Source organism: Paractinoplanes polyasparticus, assembly GCF_019710575.1.
In the GTDB taxonomy this organism is placed as follows: Bacteria; Actinomycetota; Actinomycetes; order Mycobacteriales; family Micromonosporaceae; genus Actinoplanes; species Actinoplanes polyasparticus.
The window spans coordinates 1-26,650 of record NZ_JAHWFK010000047.1 but is presented as its reverse complement, the minus strand read 5'-3'; the positions used below and the strand labels follow the sequence as shown (position 1 = coordinate 26,650).

At 70.6% G+C, this 26,650-nt stretch carries 23 protein-coding genes; 13 read left to right on the top strand and 10 right to left on the bottom strand.

The window, feature by feature from the left end; genetic code table 11:
* Nucleotides 1-32: 32 nt before the first annotated feature.
* From KXC43_RS39030 to KXC43_RS39015, 4 genes are all read left to right on the top strand, one after another.
* A complete protein-coding gene (locus tag KXC43_RS39030; RefSeq protein ID WP_255645597.1) occupies nt 33-1,730 on the top strand; it encodes a PP2C family protein-serine/threonine phosphatase in 1,698 nt (565 codons plus the stop codon).
* Nucleotides 1,727-2,755, top strand: coding sequence for a cobalamin B12-binding domain-containing protein (locus KXC43_RS39025; RefSeq protein ID WP_221381270.1), 1,029 nt, complete (start codon nt 1,727-1,729; stop codon nt 2,753-2,755). The genes KXC43_RS39030 and KXC43_RS39025 overlap by 4 nt, the downstream gene beginning before the upstream one ends.
* A gap of 217 nt (nt 2,756-2,972) precedes the next feature.
* The gene (locus KXC43_RS39020) at nt 2,973-3,203 is read left to right on the top strand and encodes a hypothetical protein (protein ID WP_221381269.1); all 231 of its coding nucleotides are present in this window, start codon (nt 2,973-2,975) and stop codon (nt 3,201-3,203) included.
* Nucleotides 3,204-3,434: 231 nt separating this feature from the next.
* The gene (locus tag KXC43_RS39015) at nt 3,435-3,824 is read left to right on the top strand and encodes a winged helix-turn-helix transcriptional regulator (RefSeq protein ID WP_221381268.1); all 390 of its coding nucleotides are present in this window, start codon (nt 3,435-3,437) and stop codon (nt 3,822-3,824) included.
* Between the two features lie 7 nt (nt 3,825-3,831).
* Here KXC43_RS39015 and KXC43_RS39010 read toward each other — a convergent pair whose 3' ends face one another.
* The 5 genes from KXC43_RS39010 to KXC43_RS38990 form a co-directional block, all read right to left on the bottom strand.
* The gene (locus KXC43_RS39010; RefSeq protein ID WP_221381267.1) at nt 3,832-4,218 is read right to left on the bottom strand and encodes a RidA family protein; all 387 of its coding nucleotides are present in this window, start codon (nt 4,216-4,218) and stop codon (nt 3,832-3,834) included.
* Between the two features lie 76 nt (nt 4,219-4,294).
* Entirely contained in the window at nt 4,295-5,053 is a 759-nt protein-coding gene (locus KXC43_RS39005; RefSeq protein ID WP_221381266.1) for a laminin G domain-containing protein, read from the bottom strand.
* 102 nt (nt 5,054-5,155) lie between these two features.
* Nucleotides 5,156-5,536, bottom strand: coding sequence for a DUF6401 family natural product biosynthesis protein (locus KXC43_RS39000; protein WP_221381265.1), 381 nt, complete (start codon nt 5,534-5,536; stop codon nt 5,156-5,158).
* Between the two features lie 75 nt (nt 5,537-5,611).
* Nucleotides 5,612-9,511, bottom strand: a complete 3,900-nt coding sequence (hrpA, locus tag KXC43_RS38995; protein ID WP_221381264.1) for an ATP-dependent RNA helicase HrpA — start codon at nt 9,509-9,511, stop codon at nt 5,612-5,614.
* Nucleotides 9,512-9,555: 44 nt separating this feature from the next.
* A complete protein-coding gene (locus tag KXC43_RS38990; protein ID WP_221381263.1) occupies nt 9,556-10,617 on the bottom strand; it encodes an LCP family protein in 1,062 nt (353 codons plus the stop codon).
* 383 nt (nt 10,618-11,000) lie between these two features.
* On the opposite strand from KXC43_RS38990, the gene KXC43_RS38985 reads away from it, so the two are divergent.
* The 7 genes from KXC43_RS38985 (at nt 11,001) to KXC43_RS38955 (ending at nt 19,382) form a co-directional block, all read left to right on the top strand.
* On the top strand, nt 11,001-12,383 hold the full coding sequence (locus tag KXC43_RS38985; protein ID WP_308129464.1) for a sugar transferase: 1,383 nt from the start codon (nt 11,001-11,003) through the stop codon (nt 12,381-12,383).
* Between the two features lies 1 nt (nt 12,384).
* Entirely contained in the window at nt 12,385-13,413 is a 1,029-nt protein-coding gene (locus KXC43_RS38980) for a glycosyltransferase (protein ID WP_221381262.1), read from the top strand.
* On the top strand, nt 13,410-14,441 hold the full coding sequence (locus tag KXC43_RS38975; protein WP_221381261.1) for a glycosyltransferase family 4 protein: 1,032 nt from the start codon (nt 13,410-13,412) through the stop codon (nt 14,439-14,441). The genes KXC43_RS38980 and KXC43_RS38975 overlap by 4 nt, the downstream gene beginning before the upstream one ends.
* Entirely contained in the window at nt 14,438-15,493 is a 1,056-nt protein-coding gene (locus KXC43_RS38970; protein WP_221381260.1) for a polysaccharide pyruvyl transferase family protein, read from the top strand. The genes KXC43_RS38975 and KXC43_RS38970 overlap by 4 nt, the downstream gene beginning before the upstream one ends.
* Entirely contained in the window at nt 15,490-16,812 is a 1,323-nt protein-coding gene (locus KXC43_RS38965; RefSeq protein WP_221381259.1) for a hypothetical protein, read from the top strand. The genes KXC43_RS38970 and KXC43_RS38965 overlap by 4 nt, the downstream gene beginning before the upstream one ends.
* Entirely contained in the window at nt 16,809-17,927 is a 1,119-nt protein-coding gene (locus tag KXC43_RS38960; RefSeq protein WP_221381258.1) for a hypothetical protein, read from the top strand. The genes KXC43_RS38965 and KXC43_RS38960 overlap by 4 nt, the downstream gene beginning before the upstream one ends.
* Nucleotides 17,928-18,002: 75 nt before the next feature.
* On the top strand, nt 18,003-19,382 hold the full coding sequence (locus tag KXC43_RS38955) for a tyrosine-protein kinase domain-containing protein (RefSeq protein WP_221381257.1): 1,380 nt from the start codon (nt 18,003-18,005) through the stop codon (nt 19,380-19,382).
* A gap of 17 nt (nt 19,383-19,399) precedes the next feature.
* Here KXC43_RS38955 and KXC43_RS38950 read toward each other — a convergent pair whose 3' ends face one another.
* The 4 genes from KXC43_RS38950 to gsmA form a co-directional block, all read right to left on the bottom strand.
* Entirely contained in the window at nt 19,400-19,969 is a 570-nt protein-coding gene (locus KXC43_RS38950) for an arsenate reductase/protein-tyrosine-phosphatase family protein (RefSeq protein ID WP_221381256.1), read from the bottom strand.
* Nucleotides 19,966-20,757: an aldo/keto reductase gene (locus KXC43_RS38945; RefSeq protein ID WP_255645595.1), complete on the bottom strand. Its 792-nt coding sequence runs from the start codon at nt 20,755-20,757 to the stop codon at nt 19,966-19,968. The genes KXC43_RS38950 and KXC43_RS38945 overlap by 4 nt, the downstream gene beginning before the upstream one ends.
* 59 nt (nt 20,758-20,816) lie before the next feature.
* The gene (locus tag KXC43_RS38940; protein WP_308129463.1) at nt 20,817-23,147 is read right to left on the bottom strand and encodes an ATP-binding protein; all 2,331 of its coding nucleotides are present in this window, start codon (nt 23,145-23,147) and stop codon (nt 20,817-20,819) included.
* A 61-nt stretch (nt 23,148-23,208) separates the two neighbouring features.
* Nucleotides 23,209-24,348: a sporangiospore maturation cell wall hydrolase GsmA gene (gsmA, locus tag KXC43_RS38935; protein WP_221381254.1), complete on the bottom strand. Its 1,140-nt coding sequence runs from the start codon at nt 24,346-24,348 to the stop codon at nt 23,209-23,211.
* A gap of 220 nt (nt 24,349-24,568) precedes the next feature.
* On the opposite strand from gsmA, the gene KXC43_RS38930 reads away from it, so the two are divergent.
* Nucleotides 24,569-25,549, top strand: a complete 981-nt coding sequence (locus KXC43_RS38930; RefSeq protein WP_221381253.1) for a phosphatase PAP2 family protein — start codon at nt 24,569-24,571, stop codon at nt 25,547-25,549.
* Nucleotides 25,546-26,103 (top strand): YflT domain-containing protein, encoded by a 558-nt coding sequence (locus KXC43_RS38925; protein WP_221381252.1) that lies wholly within the window; start codon nt 25,546-25,548, stop codon nt 26,101-26,103. The genes KXC43_RS38930 and KXC43_RS38925 overlap by 4 nt, the downstream gene beginning before the upstream one ends.
* Before the next feature lie 389 nt (nt 26,104-26,492).
* Here KXC43_RS38925 and KXC43_RS38920 read toward each other — a convergent pair.
* Nucleotides 26,493-26,650 (bottom strand): sigma-70 family RNA polymerase sigma factor (locus tag KXC43_RS38920; RefSeq protein WP_221381288.1); only part of this gene is annotated, 158 nt, incomplete at its 5' end.

Genomic DNA, 26,650 nt, shown 5'->3' with positions numbered 1-26,650 from the left:
CGTGTCAGGCGGGGAGAAGACGGGAGGCACCAATGACAGCGCCATCGCCGATGACAGCGCCGGTGTCCACCGGCGAACAGCTGGCAACGCTGCTCCGTGCCGCACTCGACGCCGCCAGTGAGGCGGTCGTGCTGTGCCGCGCGGCCGACGACACCATCCTGATGGTCAACTCCGCGGCTCAGACGCTGGTGCCCGGTTTGTCCGCGGGCGTCACCGCGGTCGACGGGCTGCTCCCCGGGCTGGCCGGCGCGCTGGCCGCCGGCGACGACACCTTCACCGACTTCTACGACGGCCGCCACCTGCAGGGTCAGCGTCGCCGGCTGGGCGACCACCACTACGGGTGGTATCTGCGCGACCGCACCGACGAGGTGGCCCGCGCCGACGCGTTGCGCGCCGAGCGGGCCCGCACGGCGTTCCTGGCTGAGGCCGGTCGCCGTCTCTCCTCCTCGCTGCACCAGGGTCGCTGCACCCGCATCACGGCCGAGCTGGCCGTGGCCCACCTGGCCGACGCGGCCGTCGTGGTGCTGCCGGTCAACCGCCGCCAAGCCCACTGGGTGCGGGTGGTGGCCGGCGAGACGCCCGTGGAGGGCCAGCTCCGCGAGCCGTCCCTGGCCGAGGTGCCCGGCCTGGTCGAGGCGCTCGGCGGCTTCCCACCCATCCCCAGCAAGTGGCTCGACGCGTCCCAGGCGCCCGAGTGGCTGCTGCCCGCCGGCTTCGGCCCGATCGGGGCGCTGCTGGTCACTCCCCTGCCGGGCAACGCCGAGCCGGCCGGGGCGCTGATCCTGGCCCGCCGCGGCGACGACGCCGAGTTCAGCCCGGAGGACGAGATTCTCGCCCGCATCTTCGCGGCCCGGGCCGGCGCGGCCATCTCGGCCGCCGGGCTCTACCGCGAGCAGGTCGACACCACGGCCGTGCTCCAGGCCGACCTGCTGCCGCCCGAGCTGCCCCAGCCCGACGGCATCGAACTGGTCGGTTCCTACCAGGCCGCCCGCGAGGCGATGCACATCGGCGGCGACTTCTACGACGTGTTCGGGCCGACCGACACCAGCGCCGACACCGTGATCGCCCTGGGCGACGTGTGCGGCAAGGGGCCCGAGGCGGCAGTGCTCACCGGCAAGGTGCGCCAGACCCTGCGCGCGCTGCGGCTGGTCGGCGCGGCGCCCGACGAGATGCTGCACGTGCTCAACAAGGCCCTGCTCGAATCGGGCCGCCGGCATCGCTTCGTCACGATGGTGGTCGGCTCGGTCAGCCGCGCCGATCACGGCCGGGTGCGGCTCAACCTGGCCACCGGCGGCCATCCGCCGCCGCTGGTGCTGCGGGCCGACGGCACGGTCGAACAGGTTCCCACCAGCGGCACGCTGATCGGGGCCGTGCCCCGCACGGTGGTGCGGCCGGCCGAGGTCGAGCTGGCCCCCGGCGAGTTGTGCCTGCTCTACAGCGACGGCCTCACCGAGGCCCGCGGCGGCCCGAGCGGCGACGAGCAGTTCGGCGAGGCCCGGCTGCACGACGCGCTGGCCGAGTGCCGCGGGCTGCCCGGGGTGGTCACTGTCGAGCGGGTACGCCAGCTCGTCAGCGACTGGGTGCACGGCGGCACCCGCGACGACATCGCCATGCTGGCCGTCCGCGCCCCGACCCGCGCCCCGCTGAGCCTGCGCAACGGCGACCGCCACCAGTCGCCGTTCGCCATCGACGCGCGGCGCGGCGACCGGCGCGTCCGGCAGCGCTCGTGAGCGTCGTCGCGCGGCGGTCGATCGACGAGCCGGGGCTGGCCGACGAGTTCCTGCGCCTGGTGGGCGAGGGCGACGAGTACGGCGCGGTCGAGATGGTCGGCGAGCTGCTGGACGGTGGGGTGGCGCCGCAGCGCATCCTGATCGACCTGATCGCCAGCACGCAGGCCCGGGTGGGTGAGTTGTGGGCGGCCAACGAGTGGTCGGTCGCCCGGGAGCACGCGGCGACGGCGATCAGCGAGCGCGCGGTGGCCGCGGTGGCGGCCCGGACGAACGTCCGGCCGACGCGGGGCCGGGTGACCATCGCCTGCGTCGACGGGGAATGGCACGCGCTGCCCACCCGCCTGCTGGCTGAGATGCTGCGGCTGGACGGCTGGCGGGTCGACTTCCTGGGCGCCAACGTGCCCGGCCCGCACCTGATCACCCACCTGCACCAGACCGGGCCCGACGTGGTCGCGCTGAGCTGCATGATCGCGACGCGGCTGCCGCGCGCGCACGCGGCGATCACGGCCTGCAAGGCGGCCGGGGTGCCGGTCATCGCCGGTGGGCGCGGCTTCGGTCCCGGCGGGCGCTACGCCCAGCACCTGGGGGCCGACGCGTGGGCCGCCGGCGCGGAAGAAGCGGTGCAGCGGCTGGCCCGCAACTGGCCGCCGTACAGCCCGGATCCGCAGCTGTCGGCCTTCCTGGGCGACGAGGAATACACGTACGTGGTACGCAACCGCGGCGAGCTGATCGGCGCGGCGATGCGCCGGCTGACCGAGTCGTATCCGGCCATGCGCGAGTACAACCAGCGCCAGCTCGACTCGACGGCCGAGGACATGGCCCACATCGTCGATTTCCTGGCGGCCGCCCTCTACGTGAGCGAGACGCCGATCTTCACCGACTTCGTGGAGTGGACGAACGGCGTGCTCCAGGCGCGCGGCGTGCCCGCGGTGGCCCTGCGGGTCGGGCTCGACTCCGTACGGTCCCAGCTGCGGGATTACCCGCGGGCCACGGCGATCCTGGACGCCGGGGCAGCGCGGATTTAATTAGGTGGCGTGCCTCCGGGCCGGCCCCTACTGTTGCGGCATGCGCTTCTGATGCTCCGGCCGTTGAGGCCGTTCACCGTGCTCGGTTCCGGGTGCTCCGGCGGGGTTGTCCGCCGTGGAGCCGCCTCCGTGCCCGACACCCGGAACATCACGTCTCACCTTTCCCCGGCTCCACCGTGCCTCGCCCTGTCCTGAGCAGGGCTCAGAGGAGGTCTGCATGCCTGGCCAACGTTTCACCGTCCGGATCGACCCGGATGATCTCGCCGTGAGCGAGCTCGCACCGGCCCTGCCCCGTGCCGCGGACTCCGCCGGCCGTAAGAAATCGGGGGCGGCCCATCACGGCGCCCGTGACGAGCGGCAGGCCGCCCGGCAACGCTCCGAGCAGGCTCGGGCCGGCCGTGCGGCCGGCGCGAGCGGCGGCCGCTCCTACGCCTTCCGCCGCAGCTAGGCCGACACGAAGGCGCAGCCGCGCCAACACGAAAACGCAGCTGGGCCAACACGAAGGCGCAGCCGCGCCAACACGAAAACGCAGCTGGGCCAACACGGAGGCGCAGCCGCGCCAACACGAAAGCGCAGCTAAGCCGACACGAAGGCGGACGGCCGCGACAGAACCGATCGGAACCGAGGCGCCCGGGCACAGCCCGGGCGCCTCGGTCCGTACGGCAAGTAGGGTCTTGGCATGGGAACCAGGCAGGAGATCAGCGCTTTGCCGCCCGAGGCCGACCTGGCCCAGGCCGACTCGCTGGCCCGCGAGATCTTCTCGGACGTGGCCACCAAGTGGTCGCTGCTGATCATCGAGTTTCTCGGGCAGCGCACCATGCGCTTCAACGAGCTGCGCCGCGAGGTCGGCGGCATCAGCCACAAGGTTCTCACCCAGAATCTGCGCACGCTCGAACGGAACGGCCTGGTCGAGCGGACCGTGCACCCCACCGTCCCGCCCAGCGTCGAATACACCCTCACCGAGGCCGGCCAGGCCCTGCGCAAGGTGGTCGACGGCATGTGTGACTGGACCCAGACCTATCTGTCGCAGATCAAGGACGCCCGCCGCCGGTTCGAGGCCGGCGCCTGAGGTACAGCTACTCGAGCACGGCTGTCGCCTCGACCTCCACCAGGTGTTCCGGGACGTCGAGGGCGGCGATGCCGAACAGCGAGGCCGGAGCCTCAATGGTCACGCCCAGCCGGGCCGAGGCGCGGGCGATGCCGTCCAGCAGCTCGGGCATGCGGTCGGGCTTCCAGTCGACGACGTGCACGGTCAGCTTCACGACGTCGGCGAACGTGGCGCCGGCAGCCTCGAGCGCGGTGGCCACGTTCAGGTAGCTCTGCTCGACCTGAGTGGCGAAGTCGCCGGAGTCCCAGGCGACCTGGCCGGCGACGTGGATGAGCCTGGTGCCGGTCGCGATCGACACCTGCCGGTAGACGTCGATCTTCGGCAGGCCGGGCGGGTTGATCAGGGAAACAGCCATGCCGATCACCGTACGAGCCGCGCCCTGGGCTCGGAAGAACGCACTTTTCCGAGCTCAGGGCACCTTCGGGTAACCGTCAGCCCAGCTCGGCGTAGACGTCGTCGAGGCGGCCGTGGAACATGTCGGTCTTGGTGTTGAAGTTCGGGCCGCCGATGCGCAGCGGCAACGTGTTGCTGATGGACAGGTTGGCCGGGACGGTCGCCTGACCGCTGAGCTTGTCGTCGATCCACACCTGGAGCGCGGTGCCCTGGCGCTGGCACACGACCTTGTGCCAGGTGCCGTCGGCGACCGAGGCCGACGAGCGGGCGATGTAGACGGTCGGCGAGCCGGCGCCGACGACGATGCACTGGGCCTTGCCGTTGGTCTTGCCGACCTGCATCTTCCACTGGCTCGTCGTGTTGGCCACGCCCTTCTGCATGACGTTGGCCGAGCCCGTGATCTGCGTCTTGACCGTCAGCAGCCGGGCCGACCAGCGGAAGTTCCGGGTGCCGGGGTTCAGGTTGGCCACGCTGGCCGTCTCCAGCAGCGCGCGCGGGCACGTGGTGGCGGTGGTCGCGCAGGCCGTCGGGAACGAGACGTAGCGGCCGCTCGGGGTGGCGGTGTCGAAGCGGAGAACGCCCGCGTCGGCGGTGCGGGTGGTGAGAGCGGGACCGCCGCGGCCCGAGGCGTCGGCCACACGGCCGTTGACGGCGCCGGCGTCGAAGGTCCAGCGGGCGACCAGCTGCGCGGTGGACGGAGCGGCGGCGGACGGAGCGGAGGCGGACGGAGCGGCGGCCGCGGGCACCGCAGGGACGACGAGGCCGGTGATCGCGGCGAGCGCGAGGGCGAGCTTCATACGTACAAGATGGCGTATTGACCGATTTCGCCGCAACGCACCCCTATAGGCGTTTCGGGCGAGCCTGAAAGTGGACGGCCCGCCCGGCGGCCCCGGGGAAGGTCAGAGAACCCCGTTCTCCTCGGCGATCATGCAGATCGCAACCAGGCGCAGCAGGTGCCAGTCGGCGGCCTTCCAGTCGGCCGGAGCGGTCGGCGCGAAACCCGGGTCGGGCAGGCCGCGGCTCATCCGCCGGGCGCCGGCGACGATCGCGCGGGCGTACCCGGCCAGACCGTCGGCGTCGCCGTCGCGGCCGGCCGACTCGAGGGCGTCCCGCACGGCGGCGGCGTGCTGGTCGACCAGAGCCAGCAGGCCCGGGTCGGCGAGGGCGGCGACGATGCCGTCGACCCCGACCCGCGCCATCATTTCGTCGAGCAGGCCGGTCGCCGGAGAGGCCGGAACGAGCGCGGAAATCGGGGCGAAGGCCAGGAATTCGTTCGTCATGGCCAGAACGCTAGGGCCTGCCGGGCACCCATGACAGGGGGGTAACCGAACGGCACCCGAGCGCCAACGAGCGCGCTACACCGGGAGCTGGTCCATCGCCTTGAAGATCCGTTTGTCCGATATCGGATAGGCGGTACCGAGCGATTGGGCGAAGAAATTGATCCGCAATTCCTCGATCATCCAGCGGATCTCCCGCAGCCCCTCCTCGGGTGCGCCGAGCCCGCGCAGCTCGCGGTACTCCGACTCGATCTCGTGGATCTGGGCCGTCAGCTGGCGGTCGCGGGCCAGGTTGCCACCGAGGCGGTCGAGTCGGTAGACCATGCCGCGCAGGTAGCGCGGCAGGTGGTGCAGCTGGCGCCAGCCGGTCTCGGTCACGAAGCCGGCGTGCACGAGGCCCTTGAGCTGCTGGCGGATGTCGGCCAGGGCGGGCAGCAGCGTCGGGTTCCGCTGCGACTTCAGGCGCTGCTCGATGTCGTACGCCGTCGAGAGCACCTGCCGCACCTGGGTGACCACATTGGCCACGGCGTCGACGAGATCCTGGCGTACGGCGTCGCGCAGCGAGGCGAACTCGATCGACGACCAGACCGGCCCGCCCGCGTCGGCCACCAGCCGGTCGACGGCCGCCCCGGCACAGTCGTCCAGCAGTTCGGCGATCGAGCGGTACGGGTTGCCCCGGGTCAGCTCGAGCTTGGCCTGGTTGTCGAGCCGCCCCTGCAGGTAGCGCGCGGCCGGCGGCAACGTCAGCAGCAGCAGCTTGCGGGTTCCCGCGATCATGGCTGTACGCTGCTCGGCCTCGGTCTCGAAGACCTTGACGGCCACGCTGTCGCCCTCGTCGACCAGCGCCGGATAAACGTTGACCTCGTACCCGCCACGCACCTGGGCCACCCGGCGCGGCAGCATCCCGAAGTCGTTGGTGGTGATTCCCCGGCGCTCGATGTCGCCGGCCGCCTTCGAGATGGTCTGCTGCACCTTGGGTGCCAGCGAGCGCCGCAGCACCTCGAGGTCGCGGCCCTCCCCCGCGACCTGGCCCTGCTCGTCGACCACCCGGAAGTTGACGCGCAGATGGTCGGGCACCTCGTCGGGGCGCCAGGCGTCGCGCGGCACGATGGTCCCGGTCAGCCGCCGCAGTTCGGTGCCGATCGCGTCGGGCAGCGGCCCGCGTCGCGCCGGCACCCGGTCGAGCACGGCGTCGGCCCAGTCCGGCACGGGGACGAAGTTGGTGCGCAGCGCCTTGGGCAGGGCCCGGATCAGCGCGATCACGACCTCGCGGCGGAACCCGGGCACCGACCAGCCGAAGTCGTCCGGGTCGAGCTTGTTGAGCAGCGCGATCGGCACCTCGACGGTGACGCCGTCGGCCTTCGTGTTCGGCTCGAACTCGTACGTCAGCGGCAGCCGCACCCCGTTGGCGAGCCAGGCGTCCGGGTACGCGTTGGGGTCGACCCCGTCGCGGCCGGCGTTCACGAGCATCTCGCGGGTGAACGTCAGCAGCTCCGGATCGTCGCGCCGGGCCTTCTTCCACCACGAGTCGAAGTGCCGCGCCGAGACCACGTCGGCCGGGATGCGGGCGTCGTACAGGGCGTACACGGTCTCGTCGTCGACCGCGATGTCGCGGCGCCGGGCCCGGTTCTCGATCTCCTCGATCCGGGCCAGCAGCTTCGCGTTCTCGGCGAAGAACTTGTGGTGGGTGTCCCAGTCGCCCTCGACCAGCGCGTGCCGGATGAACAGCTCGCGCGACACCACCGGGTCGACCTTGGAGTAGCCGACCTTGCGCCGCGGGACGATGGGCAACCCGTACAGGGTCACCTTCTCGTACGCCATGACGGCGCCCTGCTTCTTTTCCCAGTGCGGCTCGCTGTAGGAGTGTTTCACCAGGTGCGGGGCGAGTTTCTCGGCCCACTCGGGCTCGATGCGCGCGTTCACCCGGCCCCACAGGCGGCTGGTCTCGACCAGTTCAGCCGACATCACCCAGCGCGGCTGCTTCTTGAACAGCGCCGAGCCCGGGAAGATGGCGAACTTCGCGCCGCGGGCGCCCAGGTACTCGCGCTTGTCGCCCTCCTTGAGGCCGATGTGCGAGAGCAGGCCGGACAGCAGGGCGGTGTGCACGTGCTGCCCCTCGGCGACTTCCTCGCGGTCCTCCACGAGCGACAGTCCGAGCGTACGGGCCACCTGGCGCAGCTGCGCGTAGATGTCCTGCCACTCGCGTACGCGAAGGTAGTTGAGGAATTCGCTGCGACAGAGCCGCCGGAACTGGTTGCCGGACAACTCCTGCTGCTTCTCGCGCAGGTAGCGCCACAGGTTGAGGTAGCTGAAGAAGTCCGATTCCTTGTCGGTGAACCGGGCATGCTTCTCGTCGGCCTGCTGCTGCTTCTCGGTGGGGCGCTCGCGCGGGTCCTGGATGGACAGCGCGGCCGCGATCACCATGACCTCGGCCAGGCACTCCTGCCGGTCGGCCTCGATCACCATGCGGGCCAGCCGCGGGTCGACCGGCAGCTGCGCGAGCTGACGGCCGAGCGGGGTGAGCTTGCGGTCGTCGAGCGCGCCCAGCTCCTCCAGCAGCTTCACGCCGTCGGTGATGTTGCGGCGGTCGGGCGGATCGATGAACGGGAACTTGGCCAGGTCGCCCAGGCCCAGGTTGGTCATCTGCAGGATGACGCTGGCCAGGTTGGTCCGCAGGATCTCGGGCTCGGTGAACTCGGGCCGCGCCTCGAAGTCCTCCTCGGAGTACAACCGGATGCAGATGCCGTCGGCGACCCGGCCGCAGCGACCCTTGCGCTGGTTGGCGCTGGCCTGCGACACCGCCTCGATCGGCAGGCGCTGCACCTTGAGGCGGTGCGAGTAGCGGCTGATGCGCGCGGTGCCGGGGTCGATGACGTAGCGGATGCCCGGCACGGTCAGCGACGTCTCGGCGACGTTGGTGGCCAGCACGACCCGGCGCTGCGAGTGCCGCTCGAAGACCTTGTGCTGCTCGGCCGCCGACAGCCGGCCGTACAGCGGCACGATGTCGGTGTTGCGCAGGTTGCGTTTGCCCAGCGCGTCGGCGGTGTCGCGGATCTCGCGCTCGCCGGAGAGGAAGACCAGGATGTCGCCGTCACCCTCGCGACCCAGCTCGTCGACCGCGTCGGCGATGCCGTCGACCTGGTCCATCGGCTCTTCGGTGTCATCTTCCGTCATGGCGACCAGGGGCCGGTAGCGGGTCTCGACCGGGAACGTACGGCCGGAAACCTCGATCACCGGGGCCGGCTTGCCGTCCCGGTCGGCGAAGTGCTCGGCGAACCGCTGCGTCTCGATGGTGGCCGACGTGATGATCAGCTTCAGCTCGGGCCGCCGGGGCAGCAGCTCGCGCAGGTAGCCCAGGATGAAGTCGATGTTGAGGCTGCGCTCGTGGGCCTCGTCGATGATCAGCGTGTCGTACCGGTAGAGGTTGCGGTCGTTCTGGATCTCGGCCAGCAGGATGCCGTCCGTCATCACCTTGACCATGGTGTCGTCGGAGACCTGGTCGGTGAAGCGCACCTTGTAGCCGACGGTCGTGCCCAACGGGCGCCCGACCTCTTCGGCGATGCGCTCGGCGACGGTGCGCGCCGCGATCCGCCGCGGCTGGGTGTGCCCGATCTGCCCGCGGACGCCGCGCCCGAGCTCGATGCAGATCTTCGGAATCTGCGTCGTCTTGCCCGACCCCGTCTCACCAGCCACGACGACCACCTGATGGTCGCGGATGGCGGCCAGGATGTCGTCCTTGCGCTGGCTGACCGGCAGCGACTGGGGATAGCTGATGGGAGGCACGGTGGCCACACGCGCGGCGAGACGGGCCTCCGCCTGGTCGACCTCGGCCAGGATCTCACCGAGCGCCGCGGCCCGAGCGTCCTCGTCCTTGATGCGCCGGGTCCCCTCCAGACGGCGCCCGAGGCGCCGCTCATCCCGCGGGAGGAGGTCAGCTATGCGTTTACGGAGTTCCGGCAGGGCAGTTGTTGTCGACATCGCGCAGCAAGAATAGGCGGATTCAGCGGCAAACGCCTGGTGATTTAGCTCCCGGGCGCCTTCTGCGGGTGGGCCGTCAGCCACTCGTCGATCGTGTCCGCCTTGATCGCCGCGAACATCGCCGCCGACTTGACCTTGTCCAGTTGGACGGCGCTACCGGCCCGGGTCCTCAAGTTCGCCGAGGTGTACGGCACGGTCGCGTACTTGATCGCGGCGGGCCGGATGCCCCGGACGGCGAGCGCGAGCTCCCGCAGATCGAGGCTCTTGTCCACGGTGAGCGCCTCGGCCGCAGTGACCATCAGGTGGTCGAACTTCAGCGGATTGGTCAGCATGTCCCCGTGGGCCGCCTCGGCGATCACTGCTTTGACCACCAGCTGCTGGTTGTACATGCGCCCGAAGTCACCGCCCGGCACCTCGTAGCGCTGCCGCATGAACTCCTCGGCCTCGTCGCCGTCCATGTCGTGGCACCCCTTCGGCCACACCTTCCTGGAGAAGGTCGACCGCACGACGTACGGCACGCAGACGTTCACGCCGTCCACCGCATCCACCAGCCGATGCACGCCGGCGAAGTTCGCGATCATCGCCCCGTCCAGCGGCACCCCGGTCAGCTGCCTGACCGTGGCCGCGGTCAGCTTCGCCCCACCGAACGCGAAGGCAGCATTGATCTTGTTCTTGCCGCCCTTCCACGACCCGCCGGCCGGCACGTCGACGTAGCTGTCCCGCGGTATCGAGACGATGGTCGCCTTGTCCCGGTTGCGCGAGATGTGCACCAACATGATCGTGTCCGACCGCTCCCCGATCGGACTGACGCCGCCCGCCTCGCCGGCCCGCGAGTCCGACCCCAGCAGCAAGAGGTTGAGCGCCCCCGACTCCCAGTTCTCGTCCCGCTGTTCCTGGTCGGCGGCGCTCGCCGCGTCGGGCAGCAGATCCTCGCGCGCAACCTTGTTGTCGTAGCGCGAATAGAGGTAAAAAGCGCTACCGGCCAACCCGCCGCCGAGCAGGAGCAGCAATACGACAAGAACTGTCAGGGCCTTCTGCCACCCCGCGAGCCGTCCGAATCGCGATTTGCGGCGCGCCCTACGACGCCGGGTGTCGGTCACAACCATGGCATAACCCTGTCGCCAATTCACGACATGGTCAAGCCGGACCGTTAACTGTCCGGGGAACGTGCTCGAAATAACCTACAAGGGCATGCCTCTGTTGCCGGAATGTTTCACGCCGGACGGTGACCTAGGACACGCGAGGCCGGTGAACCCCACAAACATGCAGCTCATAGCGTCACTCCGTTTACGACATGTCCGATTCGACACTCGATTACGCGATCCGTTTAGCGCGATTTTGTCCCCTTGAGAAGCAACGGGAACACGAAGGTTCCGCTTGACCCGATTCGGCCCACGAGGGTCTTTCAACCGGCCGAAAGGGGGAGGCCGACATGTTTGTTCAACCTTTTAGGATCCCTCCGTTCCCAACTGAAGAACGCGGAGGAGACGTGTCCGGTGCTGCTTCCGCCGCCGCCCTTGCCACCGGGCGAAAGCACATTTACGGCGTACGCCCACCCCGCGCCTGGATGCTCATTCTCCCCGTCGACGCGCTCGCCATCGTCGCCGTCGTGCCGCTGCACCTGAACCATGCGCGAGCACTGCTCACGATGGCGGTGGTCTCGGTGGCGCTGTTCGCCGGCGCCGGCCTCTACCGCCCGCGGCTGCATCTGTCGTTGCTCGACGACGTGCCCGCCCTGGTGGCCCGCCTGCTGATCGCCGTCTTCTTCGTGGCCGCCGTGACCGTGTTCCGCCACGACTTCGACTCCGTCGACTCGCTGCTGACCGCGGTGGCGTTCGCCGTCCCCCTGGTGGTGGCCGGCCGTCTGGTCACCTACCTCTTCATTCGCGCGGCACGGCGTGCCCGCTGGCGCACCGGTCACCGCGCAGTGATCGTGGGCAGCGGCCCGGTCACGGCCGGCCTCGTGCAGGCGCTGACCCGGGAACGCAGCTACGGCCTGGACGTGGTCGGCCGCTTGGACGAGCCCGGCAACATCTATCTGTCCGGTGTGAAGTGGTTGGGCGACGTCACCGATCTGGCCGGTGTGCTGACCCGCCACCAGGCTGACGTCGTCATCGTGGCCGATGCTCGCACCTCCGAGGACCGGTTCGCCGAGATCCTCGAGGCGTCGATCGGTCGCACCTACGACGTCCTGGTCGTGCCGAGGATGCGCCGGTTCCCCACGCGCAGTGCCCGCCAGGACCACATCGGGGCGATCCCGATCCAACGCGTCCGCCTGCCCGTGCTGGAGGGGTGGCGGTGGCGCCTCAAACGCTCGGTGGACATCCTGGTCAGCGCGTTCGCCCTCGCGGTCCTGAGCCCTGTGCTGCTCTGTTGTGCCCTGGCTGTACGCCTCGAAGGCGGCCCCGGAGTCCTCTTCCGGCAGATCCGGGTAGGACGGAACGGCCGGACCTTCGAAGTGCTCAAGTTCCGATCGATGCGCCCCCGCGACGACAACGACTCGCAGACGACGTGGTCGATCGCGCAGGACGACCGGGTCGGCCCGGTCGGCAAGGTGCTCCGTCGCACGTCGCTGGACGAGCTCCCCCAGCTCTGGAACATCCTGCGCGGCGACATGACCATCGTCGGCCCCCGCCCCGAACGCCCCCACTTCGTAGAACAGTTCTCCGCGGTCCACCCGCACTACGCCCGCCGGCACCGGGTTCCTGTCGGCCTGACCGGCTTGGCCCAGGTGAGCGGCCTGCGCGGCGACACCCCGATCAGCGATCGGGCCCGCTTCGACAACTACTACATCGAGAACTGGTCCCTGTGGCTCGACGTGAAGATCGTCGTCCGCACCCTCAACGAGATCTTCTCCGCCGGAGGCCGCTGAGATGCGCGTTCTGCACGTGACCGAGTGCTACTCAGCCGGAACCGGCGCCGTCGTCAACCAGCTCGCCGAGGGTTTGCCGGGCGCGGAGCACCACCTGTTGTGGCACGCGGACAGCGACCCCTGCACACCGGCCGCCTTCGAGAGCATCGAACAATTGCCGGCCGGCGCCGGCGCGCGCATTCGCTCGGTCGCCGCACGAGCCGCCCGGATCCGGCCCGACGTCATCCACGCGCACTCGAGCTGGGCGGGCATCTATGCGCGACTGGCCCGAGCGGGCACTCCGGTGGTCTACCAACCGCACTGCTTCGGCTTCGTGAATCCGAGCGTCGGCCGGTCACAACGCGTCCTGGCACGCATCACCGAGCAGGTGCTGGCCCATCGCACCGCGGCCGTCGTCGCCGTCTCCCCGTACGAGGAGCGTCTCGCCCGGCGGGTGTCCCGCCTCGCCCGCACCCACGTCGCGATGGTGCCGAACCGTGCCGGTATCACCGAACGCCGGCCGCGCCCCCACCGGACGGAGCATCCGGTCGTCGCCATGATCGGCCGGCTCAGCCCGCAGAAGGACCCCGAGTTCTTCGCCGAGGTGTCGGCCAAGGTCCGCGCCCGCCGGCCCGATGTCCGCTTCCGCTGGATCGGCGGCGGCGCCGACGAGCGCTACCTACGCCTGCTCGCAGCAGCGAAGGTCGAGGTCACCGGCTGGCTGAGCACCGGCGAAATGGCGAAAGCCCTCGACGGGAGCGACCTGTATCTGCACTCGGCGGCGTCGGAGGGGTTTCCGATCAGCGTGCTGGACGCGGCAGCAGCGGGCTTGCCGGTCGTGGTGCGCGACATCGACGCCTTCGCGGGGCTGTCGCTGGTCAAGGCGGGCGACGTGGACGAGGCGGCACGCCGGCTCGAACAGGTTCTCGGCGAGCCCGCGCACCGCGCACACGCCCTCATGGGCACGGCCGACCTGCTGGCCGCGATGAACGAGACACGGCAGGCCGAAGCCCTGGCGGCTGTCTACCACCAAGTGATCGGGGAACGATGACGTTGCGGGTTCTCTATCCGGGCCGGATCGTCAACCGGCATGTAGGCGGGAACACCACCTACACCCGCAAGATCCGGGACGGGGTCACGGCGCGGGGCCTGGCCACCGGCACCATCCCGTCCGGCCCGCATCCCCTGCTGACCGCAGCCGCCGAGAACGCGTACTCGCTTCGCGGCTTGCGAAACACGGTGCTGCATTTCTCGGCCGACACCGGGCCCCTTGTCCGCCCCCGGACGCCGTCGGTGGTCACTGTGCACGGCGTGGCGAGCCGGTGGACGAAGGTCGCGCGCACCGAGTCGCAGGAGAAGGTGTGGCGCGCTCGCGTCGGCTCCGCGATCCGCAACACCGACCGCCTCATCACGGTGTCACACAGCAGCGCGGACGACATTTCCGAGGTCTTCGGGGTGAGCCGGGAACTCGTGCATGTCATCCCGCACGGCATCGATGCCGACGCGTACGCCCGCCCGGCCGGACTCAGCGCGGCGCTGGCTCGGTACGAGACCCGCCCCTTCGCGCTCTTCCTGGGCAACCTCGAGCCTCGCAAGAACATCGTCGAGCTCATCCGAGCCTTCGGCCGCCCGGCCGTCCGCGCCACCGGCCTGGAACTGGTCGTCATCGGCCGGCCGGCGTGGAACTTCGAGGAGATCGTCCGGGAGATCGACGCTTCGCCGTGGGTGACCCATCTCGGCTTCGTCGAGGAGTCCGACAAGATCGCGATGATGCAGCGCTGTACCGCCTTCCTCTTTCCGAGCCACTACGAAGGGTTCGGCTTCCCCGTGCTCGAGGCGATGGCGGCCGGCGCTCCCGTGATCTGCAGCGAACGCGGCTCTCTGGCCGAGGTGGCCGGACCGGCACTGCGCCTGTCCGACCTGGACGCCGATTCCATGGCGGACCGGATCGCCGGCTACCTGGCCGATCCGGCCGCACTGGAAAGCTGTCGTGCCGACGGCGCGGCATGGGTCCGGCGCTTCTCCTGGGAGCGCTCGGTCGACCAGCACATCGACGTCTATCGGGAGCTCGTCAAGTGACCAAGGTTGCCATCCTGCACGGATACAGCGCCGACAACATCGGCGACGGCTTTCTGGTCGCCGAGACCTGCGAGATGCTCCGCGAGGCGTTCGGACCGGACGTCGAGATCACGCTCTTCGCGCACAAGCCGGAGTCGTTCGACGGCTTCGGCGTGCGGCTGGTCTCGACCGCGCCGAGCCGGGTGCTCCTGCCCCGGCCCTCGATGCTCCGCGAGCTGAGCCGGCTCGACGAGTACGACCTGGTCGTCGGGGTGGGCGGCGGCTACCTGCGGATGGGCCGCCCTTCGGCCGCGGCCAAATGCGCGCTGGTACACGTGCCGCAGTTGATCGCAGCCGGGCGGGTCGGCCGTAAATCGGTCTACCTTCCGCAGTCTGCCGGCCCGTTCCGGATGGGCACCCGCCGCCCCATGCGGCGGCTGCTGTCCAAGGTCGGGCACTTCATGGCTCGGGACGACCGCACGGTCGCGGAGCTGGGTCTGCCGAACATCGGTCGCTACCCCGACATCGCTCTGCTGCGCAACGCCTCGCTCGAGCGGACACCGGCGGCGCCCGCTCATCCCGTCGTGCTCACCGTGCGCGGCTTCGACGGTGTCGTCCCGCCGGACGTGCTCAGCCTGGCCGAGCTGCTCCGGCCCTTCGACGGCTTCATCCAGTCGACAACCGGCAAGAACGACGACACCCGGGCGATGGGCTCGTTGCATCCCGGCCGGCTGCTCGATCGCGCCGAGATCCACGGTCAGGACGGCCCGCGCCGAGTCGTCGTCGCCGTGCGACTGCACGCGGCGCTGCTGGCCATGGGCGCCGGCCACTACGTCGTCCACCTGTCCTACGAGCGCAAGGGATTCGGCGCCTTCACCGACCTCGGGCTCGGCGAGTATGTCCACAACGTCTTCCGCTTCGACCCGGCCGCGGTGGCCGAGCAGGCCCACCGCCTGCTCGAGGATCCTGCGGCCCGCCGTAAGTACGACGACGCCATCGGCGCCGCCGCCGGCGCGATCACCAGCTCCCGCCAGCGACTCCTCACGGCGATGACGACGGCCGCTCGACAATGACACTCGATCGCACCACACGTCCGGCGCCGGCTGAGCCGGCGCGACAGAGCGAACCGGAGACTCCTCGCTGGCCGGCCTGGCTCAACCCGGCCGTCCTGGTCCTGGTCGCCATGTCCCTGCCGGCCGTCGCGGTGGCCCTGACTCCGGACCAGTTGTTCCTGGAGATCACCGGACTCTATCCGGCCTCCGACGGTTTTCTGCTGCAGCTCGCGATCGTGTGCGGCGGCGGTCTCGTGGGACTGGCCGTGTCGACATTCATCGCCCCGCGGGCCCGGTTCCGGCTCGTGGCCGAGACAGCTCGTTTCCGGCATCGTGCGCGCGTCCTCACCACGATCACCACCGTCGCCTACCTGATCTACGGCGCCCTGGCCGTCGCCCGCGGACTGGGTCCGGCCCTGGCCGCAAGCGTGTTGCGCGGTGAGCCGGGTGCGTTGCAGGCCAGCCGGGAAGCGTTCGCACCGGTGGCCGGCGTGACCACGTTGGTCGCCTTCGGTGGCCCGGCGGTCTGCGCGCTGATCGTGGCCAGCGCCGAACGGAAGCTCACCCGTCCGGAGCTCACGGCCATCGCGGTGATCGTCGTGGGCGCGTTCGCCCGCGGCTACCTCAACGCCGAACGACTGGCCATTCTCGAGGTGGCGATTCCGACGTTCTTCGCCATCGTTGCCAGGCGCCGCATACGCCTCGCCGCGGAAGGCGTCCGCACGCGTTCGGCCCCGGCGATGATCGCGGCAGCTGTCGCCGCGGTCAGCCTCTTCGCGACGGGCGAGTTGCTCCGGCCCAGCTACCAGGTCCGCGAGGGGACCGTGAACTTCGGGAGTTACATCTACGGGAGGCTGTCCGCCTACTACCTCTCGTCCACGGCCAACGGCGAGTACCTGCGTCACCTGATCGATGCGGTTCCCACACCGATGTTCACGGCGCAGGCGTTCTGGACCTTTCCCGGCGTCTCGGCGGTGCTCACACCGTCGGCCGTCTTCGGCTACGACCCGCAGGAGACGTTCTACGTCATGCTTTCCCAGCGGCTCAATCCCGAGATGAACACGGTCGGCCTCGCGCCGTCCCTGCTGGCCGAATGGGGCCTGGTCGCGGCCACGGTGATCGCGGCCGCGCTGACGCTGGTGCTTTCCCTGAGCTGGCGGTCCGGGCTGAACCGCCTCAGCGCCGGCGGGGTCGCCGTGCTCGGCGTGCTCATCGTCGCCTCGATCGAGTCCGCCCGGTACCCCTACTTCCTCCAGGGCCGGTTCGTCGTCGCCTTCTTCGGCGCCTGGTGGATCTACAGCTCGGCCCGCCGGTCATCGTCCGGGAAGGCCAGATCGTGAGCGCCACCGCGACGATCACGCGGTTCGCCCGGCCGGTCCTCCTGCTGGCCGGCTCGGGGATCTCGGCGATCATCCCGATCGCGACACTGTCGATCGCGACGCAGACCCTCGGCACCAGCGGTCAGGGGGTGGTCGCGTTGACGCTGGCTGTGGCGGCCTATGCCGCCCAACTGACCGGGGCCGCACTCATCGAGGGTCCGCTCGCGGCCGGCGAGCGGGAGCCCAGCCTCTCGTGGTGGCTGATCCTTCCCGCAGCGGTGGGCGCCGCGCTGCTGGCGTTCGGCGCCGTAAACATGATCTTCGCGGCGACCGGCGTTCTCCTGCTCTATCCGGTTCTCGAATTGACGCGAGTCTCGTGTGTCGTCCGGAACCAGGCACGGACCGAGGCCCGGTCGGCGGCAACCATCGCGGCCGCAGCCGTGGCCGCGCTGCTTCTGAGCCGTACCCCCGTCTCGGGCTCGGCGTGGGCGGTCCTCGCGCTCGGCGGTTTCGCTGCGGTGCTGCTGCGCCGGGGGACGCTGTCGGGCCGGCCCACCCGGCCGGCGCCGAAGGGCATCGGCCGCCCGATCATCGCCGAGACCGCTGTCACCGGGAGCGTCCAGCCCCTGCTCGTGGCCGTCATCTCGGCCGTCCTGGGCCCCCTCGCGGCCGTGGGCTTCCGCGCTCTCACCTCGTTGGGCAGCCTGATGAGCCCAGCGCTCGGCTTTCTCCGGCTACGCCTGCTCTCGCACAATGCCGGCCGCACGGACCGCATCGTCGCGCTGACACTCCTGGTGGTCTTCGGGGTGGCCGTTGTCGTCGTCGGCGAGACCCCGCTGTTGCCCGCGCTTTTCGGCGAGGCCTGGGAGTACAGCTCCTACTTCGTGCTGATCGTCCTGGTGGCCTGGCGTCTGGTGGTCGCGGCGGCGACGTTCCCGTTCGCACAGCTGCGACGCGAAGGCCGGACCACCACGGTCCTGGCAGTCCGGACCGTGACCTCGATCCTGCTGCTCGTCTTCTCGGTCGCGGGCGCGCACTGGTACGGCGTCACGGGGGCGTTCACCGGCCTGCTCCTGGCGGAGGCCATCTCTGTTCTTCTCTACCGGTGGGCGCTCGCCAGGAGCGATGACCGTTGAAGCTCACCGCTGAGTTCGCCCACACCCCCCGCTCGCACCTCGCTGTCACACCGGCCGGATCGAAGGAATGACCAGATGGTAGTCACCCAATACCTGCGTATCTTCCGCTCGCATTGGCTGGTGATCCTGATCGCCCTCGCGCTGAGCGCCGGCGCCGGGCTGGCGTACTCGCTGGCCGGCGAGAAGGTCTACAGCTCGACGGTTCAATTGTTCGTCTCGACCACGGGCGCCGGCCAGGACTCGAGCGACCTCAACCAGGGCAGCACCTTCACCCAGCAGCGCGTGAAGTCCTACATCGACTTCGTCGACAGCCCCGAGGTCACCACGGCAGTGGCTCAGGACCTCGGACTCCGGCTCACGCCGGACGAGATGGCACGGAAGATCGACGCCGTGTCGCCGCTCAACACGGTGCTGCTCAACATCACCGTGGAGGACGGCCGGCCGGCACAGGCTCAGCGCATCGCCGAGGCCGTCGCCCAGCAGTTCTCGGTCCTCATCGCCCAGATCGAGACGCCGACGGGCGGACGGGTCTCCCCGGTCAAGATCTCGATCACCCGTCACGCCGCGCTGCCGACGGAGCCGATCCTTCCGCGCACCGAACTCAACGTCGCCTTCGGTCTCATCGCGGGCCTCGCGCTGGGTCTCGGCGGCGCCCTGCTACGGCACAACCTCGACCGGAGCGTTCGCAGTCGGGACGCCATCGCCCGGCTCATCGGCGCACCGGTCATCGGCAGCGTGAGTGAGGATTCCGCGGCGTCGAGCCACAAGCTCATGCCCATCCAGGACGGTGGCATCCGGGGTGAGGAATTCCGCCACCTCCGCACCAACATCAGGTTCCTGTCGGTCGACCGGCAGATCGGCAGCTTCGTCGTCACCAGCGCGATGCCCGGGGAGGGCAAGACCTCGACGGCGTCGAACCTGGCGATCGCCCTGGCTCAGGCGGGGCAGCCGGTCGTCGTCGTCGACGCGGACATGCGCCGGCCCAGCGTCGCCGACACCTTCGGCATCTCCGGAGCGGTCGGACTCGCCGACGTGCTGCTCGGCGAGGTCAGCCTGCGCGACGCCGTGCAGAAGTGGCGACCCGACCTGCCGCTGTACATCCTGCCGTCCGGCCAGACCCCACCGAACCCCAGTGAATTGCTCGGCTCTCAGCAGCTCGAGAAGCTCATCCAGTCGATGCGCGAGACGAACATGATCGTGGTCTTCGACTCACCCCCGCTGCTGCCGGTCACCGACGCCGCCGTACTCGCCCGGGCGACCGACGGCGCGCTGCTCGTCGCGCGCGTGGGGAAGACTCGGACCGATCAGCTCGAAACGGCTGCGGAAGCGCTGCGCACGGCCAACGCGCCGATCCTCGGCACCATCGCCAATCGGGTTCGCCGCCGGAAGAAGGCGGACGGCTACGGCGCTTACACCTACTCGGCACAGGCGGGCGGGCAGCGCCGGGCGCGCTGACCACGAGCGAGCCGGATCTATCCGGCCATGACCTGGAGGATCGCGTCGACGGCCGCGTCGATGTCCGCCGCGGCCGTCTTGTAGTCGCGCCTCGGACCACCCATGGGGTCGGCCACGTCCAGCATGGACGGATCGGGTGGGGTGCGCAGACCCCGGCGGCCCTGAGCGAACTCGGCGAGCGCGGTGACGCGAGCGGACAGATCGGCGTCCGGCAGGTCGCCCGGTCCGGCGCCGGCGAGGAGCCAGCTCAGTTCCCGCCAGGTGAAGGTCTTCGTGCGCATGACGACCGGCGCCGCGGAGATGAGAGCGTCTCGCTGATCCCTGGTCGCGGTCAGGACGAGGCGGGCGCGGCCGAGGTCGAGGTCGGTGAGGACCCGCGACACGAAGCCGCGCGGACTCACGCCCCGGCTCCGAAGCTCCTCGGCCGCATGCTGTTGCATCGGACGGCCCGCCGGGCCGCGAATCCCCGCGCTGGCCACGGTGAGCTCACCGGCCTCCGCGCCGCGACGGGTGCGCAGACCGGCGATCATGAGGCGTTCCGCCATCGGTGAGCGGGCCTGGTTGCCGGTGCAGACGTGCAGGATCAACTGTGGCCCATGTTGTTGATCGCGGTCATCTCGTCGTCGGTGAGCACGAAGCTGTCGATGTCGGCGTTGCCGGCGATGCGTTCCGGGGTCTTGGACTTGGGGATCACCACGATCTCGTGCTGGACGTGCCAGCGCAGCACGACGCGGGCCGGTTCGACGCCGTGGGCGGCGGCGATGCGGGTCAGGGCCGGGTCGTGCAGGTTGGTCGTCTTGAACGGGGAGTAGCCCTCGAGGACAACGCCGCGCTCGCGGTGGGCGGCCAGGACGCGCGGGTCGTAGAGGGACGGACCGAAGCGGACCTGGTTGACCGCCGGGGTCTGGCCGGTCTCGGCCGTCAGCTCGTCGATCTCGCCGGTGTCGTAGTTGCTGACGCCGATGGCCCGGGTCAGGCCGGCCTCGCGGGCCTCGATGAACGCCTGCCAGACGCGCACCGACCGGCCACGGTGGGGCGGCCAGTGGATCAGCCACAGGTCGACCGCGTCGACGCCCAGGTCGCGCAGGGAGGCCTCGATCGTGGCCCTTTCCCGGCCGGCCCGCTCGGGCGGCAGCTTGGTGGTGAGGAAGACCTGGTCGCGCGGGACGCCGGAGTCCTTCAGGGCGCGGCCGACCTCGGCCTCGTTGCCGTACATGGTGGCGGTGTCGAGGTGCCGGTAGCCGGCCTCCAGCGCGTCCCGGACCGCCTGGTACGCGGAATCGCCGCGCAGCTGCCAGGTGCCGAAGCCGAGCAGGGGCATCTCGACGGGGGTGCCGTCGGCCGCCTGGGGGAGCGGCAGTGCGGGAATCGTCATGACTCTCATCCTGCCCCTCCTCCGGCGACGGGACACCCCACGTCACCTGGGTCACACCCCTACTCGACAGCGGGGTGGTGCTCCGGCACCGGGGTGCGGATGTCGGCCGCGGCCGGGTCGTGCGACGACGGGTCGGCTGCCGGCAGCGCGCTCAGGCCGGGCAGGCGGGAGTTCTCCATCGCGGCCCGCTCGGCCAGGGCACGTTCCAGGGCCGCTCGGGCCGCGGCATCATCGGTGTCTTTCATGTGCGGCTCCTCCTCGAGGACGACAACGGGCAGGGTGAAGTGGAAGCGCGTGCCGCCGCCGGGGTTGTCGGACACCCCGATCTCGCCGCCGTGGCGCTCCACGATGCGCCGGCAGATGGCCAGGCCCAGGCCGGTGCCGGCGTACCCGGCCTCGGCGTGGGCCCGATGGAAGCTGTCGAAGACGTCGTTCTTGGCGTCGTCGGGGATGCCGATCCCCCGGTCCGCCACCTCGACCCGGACCCAGGCGCCGGCGGTCGAGCCGGTCACCTCGACGCGCGGCTCGGTGCCGGGGCGCACGTACTTGAGGGCGTTGCCGATCAGGTTGTCCAGCACGTGCCGCAGCATCGCCGGGTCGGCCGTCACCGCCGGCAGCTCGCCGACGGTGATCCGCGGGTGGTCCTCGGGGCGCAGGTGGGCCGTACGGTCGTGGACCACCTCGCCGACCAGCGCGCCCAGGTCGACCCGGCGGATGCGCAGCGGCGCGTCCCGGGCCGTGCTGTACGCGAGCAGCGTGTCGATCAGTCCGGCCATCCGGTCGACGGCCCGGATGATGCGCTCCACGCTGTCCTCGACGCCCGTGCCCGGCGGCAGGTCCTCGATGACCGCCTCGCTGTGCCCGCGGATGACGGTCAGCGGCGCCTTCAGGTCGTGCGCGACCACCCCGGCGAAGACCGCCAGGTCGTTCTCGTAGCGGCGCAGCTCGGTGATGTCGTGGAAGACGGCCACCGCGCCGTGCCGCCCGGCGCTGGTGTGCAGCGGGCGCCCGTCCACGCTGACCAGCACCCCCTCGGGCCGCTGGTCGTTGCGCACGAGCATCTCGACGCCGTCGCACGACTCGCCGTGCAGGGCCCGGATCAGCGGCATCTCCGCCACCGGGAACGGCGTGCGCCCGTCCGGCCGGTAGAGGCCGTAGTGCTTCTGCCATTCGGCCGGGTCGTTCTCGTCCTCGGCCACCCCGAGCAGCGCCCGCGCGGACGGGTTGTGCATCAGGAACGCGCCGCGCTCGTCCACGACGCCGACCGCGTCGCTGATGCTCGCCATGATGGCGCCGAGCAGGCCGGCTTGACGGCGGCTCTCCTCCTCCGCCGCGCGCAGGTCCACGGTCGCCTTCTGCACCCGCGCCCAGGCTCGGGCCCGGCCGGTGGCCAGCACGTAGACCAGGCCGGCGAGCAACAGCGAGAGGGCGATGCCGGTGAGCAGCACTGTGAGCGGCAGCCGGCTCGAGGCGCCGGGCAGGTGCGCGGCCTCGGCCCGGGTGATCAGGGTCCAGCCCCGGTCGGCGACCACGAGGTCGGCGGTGCGCTCCAGGTTCGCCCGCCCGGGAACGGTGTACTCGGCGACGGCCGGGCGGCCGCCGTCGCGGTTGGTGGCGAGCAGCACGCCCCCGAGCTGACCCTGGCTGGCGGTCTCGAGCATGCCGGTGAGGAAGTCCTTACCGCGCAGGCCGAGGACGAGCCAGCCGCGGAACTCGGGCACGTTGGCCCGGGTCCAGATCGGGGCGGCGAAGACGAACGAGCGTTGCTGCTGGGCGGCCGGCAGATTGCGGTCGCGCAACAGCACGTACGCGTCGGAGACGCTGGGCTGGCCGATCCGGCGGGCGTCGGTGAGGGCAGCCGCGGCCTCCGGGGCGGCCGCGACGTCGATGCCGTTCATCGGCCGGCCGCGCGCGGTCAACGGGCGGGTGAAGATCGAGAAGTAGTGCTCGCCGGCGGTGACAGCCGGGCGCAGTTCGAGCCCCGAGGCCCCGCGCGAGCGCCAAAGCGCCTGCTGGGCCGCGATCTCACTCCTGGTGACCGGCACGACGTAGGCCAGGGAAGCCGCGCCGATCAGGTTGGCCGAGGCCAGCGGCGCGGTCGCCGCGTCGAAGTCGGCCCAGGTCAGGGTGGCGTCGGTGCCGATGCCGGCGGCGGCCGTCTCGACCAGCGACCGGTACCGCTCGGTCTCGGTCTGCACGGCCGCCCGGGCCATCGCCGTGCGCTGCTCCATCACGCGCTCGGCGTTCTCGTGCTGCGCCGAGCGCATCACGGCATAGACCGAGGTGACCACGGCGAGCCCGGCCAGCAGGACGACAGCCGCCAGAAGCAGACCGGTGAAGCTTCCGCGGCGGGCCTCCGCCGCGGCGGCCGATGGCTCCCGTCGCTTCACCGAAGTCAGCATAAGGTGCAAATCACCCCCGTCAGCCTGCTTCGGCCAACGGGGGTGAGTCTCACTTCCAGGTGTCGTACTGGTACAGCTTCTGCTGCGCCATCAGCGTCGTGACCTTGGTGTAGTAGTTCGGGTCGGTGGCGTAGCCGGCCTTCCACACGTTCCAGATGAAGGCGTTGGCGTTCTTCGTGTAGTTGAAGGCCGGGGCGTACCGCGGGTTGACCTTCAGAAAGTTGCCGTGGTCACGGAAGGAGTGCGCCATCGAGGCGTACGTCCGGAAGGTCGCCGTCGTGGTGAAGCAGCTGCCCGCCTTGGTGCACTCCTGCGTCCGGTAGTCGTGGCAGCCGTTGGCCAGCGTGCCGTAGCGCCCGTTCTGGCACTTGATGCCGAAGTAGTTGCGGTCGACCGAGGCCAGGCCGCTGCGGCCCCAGCCCGACTCGAGGATCGCCTGCGCGATCGTCACCGAGGCCGGCACGCCGTACTCGCGCCAGCCGAGCTGCGCCCCCGGCACGGCCGCCTTGATGAACTGCTCCGGCGTCTGCGAGACGACCGGCTTCGGCGCGGTGGCGGGAGCGCCCGGGCAGGCCTTGAGCGCGGTCGTCACGACGTACGCGTGGGAGATGTAGTTGCCGTCGGAGAGCTTGTTCCACTGCGAGGTCGTGCGGACCGTGCCGCTGACCGTCGAACCGGGCACGTAGCAGACGCCGGTCACCTTGGTGCCGCTGCCGACGACGCGCCGGACCGCCGCGGTGGTCGACGGGCCCGACCGGATGTTCACCTTGCCGTCGGAGCTGCGCACGGTGCCGACCCGGTTCGTGGTGACGGCCTTCCCCGGCTTCACCTTGACCGCCTCGGCCTGCGGCGACGAGGTCGCGCAGCGCTTGATGGTTCCGCTGCTCCGCACGTACGCGTGGGTGACGTAGCCGCCCGAGCTGAGCTTGTCCCACTGGGTCGTCGTGCGTACCGACCCCCGGACGCTCTGGCCGGTGACCGCGCAGACGGCGGAGACCCGCTGGTTGTCGCGCAGCGACCCCAGCACCTTGTCGGCCAGCGAGGGACCGGATCGCACCTTGAGCGTGGTGCGCACGTCGATCGTGGCCGAGACCGCGGCCGCGTTCGCCGCACCCGGCGCGGCCACCAGGCCGGCACCGACGGCGAACACCAGCAGCGGGCCGGCGAACCGGCGGGCGTACTGCCTCATATGGAACGTCTCCTTCTCAACGGGCGGCGTCCGTTAGAAGGTGGCGGCGGGGCGTTGCGGGACAAGTGCGCGCGAGGGTGCAGACAAGTTGCGACGCGGCGCACACGTGGCGGATGTGTCGCCGTGAAGCCGCTGGGACTTATGATTCGACGCGCTTAGAAATGCCGCCGGTTGGGCAATCGCCCTAGCGCCCTGCCCAGCCCATCCGAAGGACACGCCCATGACGGTCCTGGCGTCCCCCCAGCCGGCGACGGCCGCGCCTCCCCGCGCCTCGCGTCACCTGCTCGCGCCGTTGGCCGTCGCCGCGCTGGCCACGCTCGCCGTGCCGGCGCTCTACCAGGTCGCCGTCCGCACGACGCTCGGCCAGCAGGTCGACACCATCGTGATGCGCGGCGCCGACGTGCACCACGCACAGGTGACCGGGGTGCTCGAGCGCACGCTCAACAACACCTCGCTGGCCAGCCTCGTGCTGGTCTGCCTGTTCGCGGCGGTCTTCGGCGTGATCCGCCGGCGGCTCGACCTGGCGCTCGGCGCAGCCCTGCTGGTGATCGGGGCCAACCTGACCACGCAGCTGATCAAGACCCAGCTCCCCCGCCCCGACCTGGACGGCTCGGGGATGCCGAACTCGTTCCCCAGCGGCCACACCACGGCCGCCGCGTCGGTCGCGTTCGCGGTGATCCTGGTGCTGCCGCAGGCGCTGCGGGGCATGGTCGCCCTGGCCGGCTTCGCCTACGTCACGGTGATCGCCGTGGCCACCGTCTGGGCCGAATGGCACCGCCCGAGCGACACCGTGGCCGCGCTGATGGTCACGCTGGCCTGGGGCGCGTTCGCGGTGTTCGTCATCCGGCTGCTCAAACCCATGGACACCCGGCCCGCCAGCCGCGTGGTCAAGCTGCCGCTGCTGGCCGTCGGCCTGGTGACCGCCGCGGCCGGATCGTTCGGTCTGGCCTCGGTCGTCCTCTCCGAGCGGGCCATGCCCGACCTGGTCTCGGGCCGGTTCGCGTTCCTGGCCGGCTCGGCCGCGATCACGGCCGTCGCCGCCGGCGCCTTCCTGCTGTGGGCCCGGCTGGCTGCTGCCTTCCCACTGTCGGCGCCGCCTCCGGCTCCTCGGACCCGGCCGAAGCCCGCTCCCGCGTCCGTGCGAAAGAACTCCGGCGCTCCGGCATCCGCCGGCCGCCGCGTCAAGGGAGGTACGAAATGACCGCACCCACCCCCGATAACCCGACCACCGCCGGCGGCATCCCGCCCGGCCCGGGCGGAGTGCCCAGCCTGCCCGCCCAGACGCAGGCCGCGGGCGGCTCGCCGACCGTCGTGGTCGGCACCTACCCCGGCTACGCCCAGGCCCAGAAGGCCGTCGACACGCTCAGCGACAACAAGTTCCCGGTCGAGCGCACCGCCATCATCGGCACCGACCTGCGCCTGGTCGAGAACGTGCTGGGCCGCGTCACGGTAGCCCGCGCGGCGCTGGCCGGCGCGGCCAGCGGCGCCTGGTTCGGCCTGTTCGTGGGCCTGCTGTTCGGCCTGTTCAGCGATTCCAGCTGGTTCGCCGTCATCCTGGTCTGCCTGCTGATCGGCGCCGCCTGGGGTGCGGTGTTCGGCGCCATCGCCCACGCGGCCACCGGCGGCCGGCGCGACTTCGCCTCGCGCTCGTCGATCCAGGCCGGGAACTATGCGGTGGTTACTGATCCTGAGGTCGCTGACCAGGCGCGTTCGCTGCTCGTCTCGCTCAACTGGCAAGCGTCGGGCGCCCAATAAACAAGATCAAGAGCGCTCACTAAGAGCCAGATCAAGAGCAGGATGTCGTGGCGGGGTGGGTGGTTCGGACCGCAACTCCCGTCGAGGGCCGCACTGGGAGGAGCTGGGCGCCGGGGCGCCCAGAACGCTCCTCCCAGCACGGCGACGTGCGTGCGTGGTGACGCCCAACGGCAAAGAACAACCCCTCCGGGCCAGGGCCGGAGGGGTTGACTTTGTTCTTCGAGCGCAACCGATTACGCAGGTCGCGCGGGTGGGGTGAGCGCTCTGGGCGCGCCAGCGCCCTGCTCGCCCCGCCCGCGCCCTCGACGGGAGTTGCGGTCCGAACCACCCACCCCGCCACGACAGGACCTTGATCTTGACCTTGATTCGGAAGTTACCTGCTTTCGGCGTCAGAAGTCGTGGAGTTCGGTGCGGAGCTTCGTCAGCGCCTTCGTCAGCAGGCGGCTCACGTGCATCTGGCTGATCCCCACCTGGTCGGCGATCTGCGACTGGGTCAGGTTGCCGTAGAAGCGCAGCGTGAGGATCTTCTGCTCGCGCTCGTCCAGGG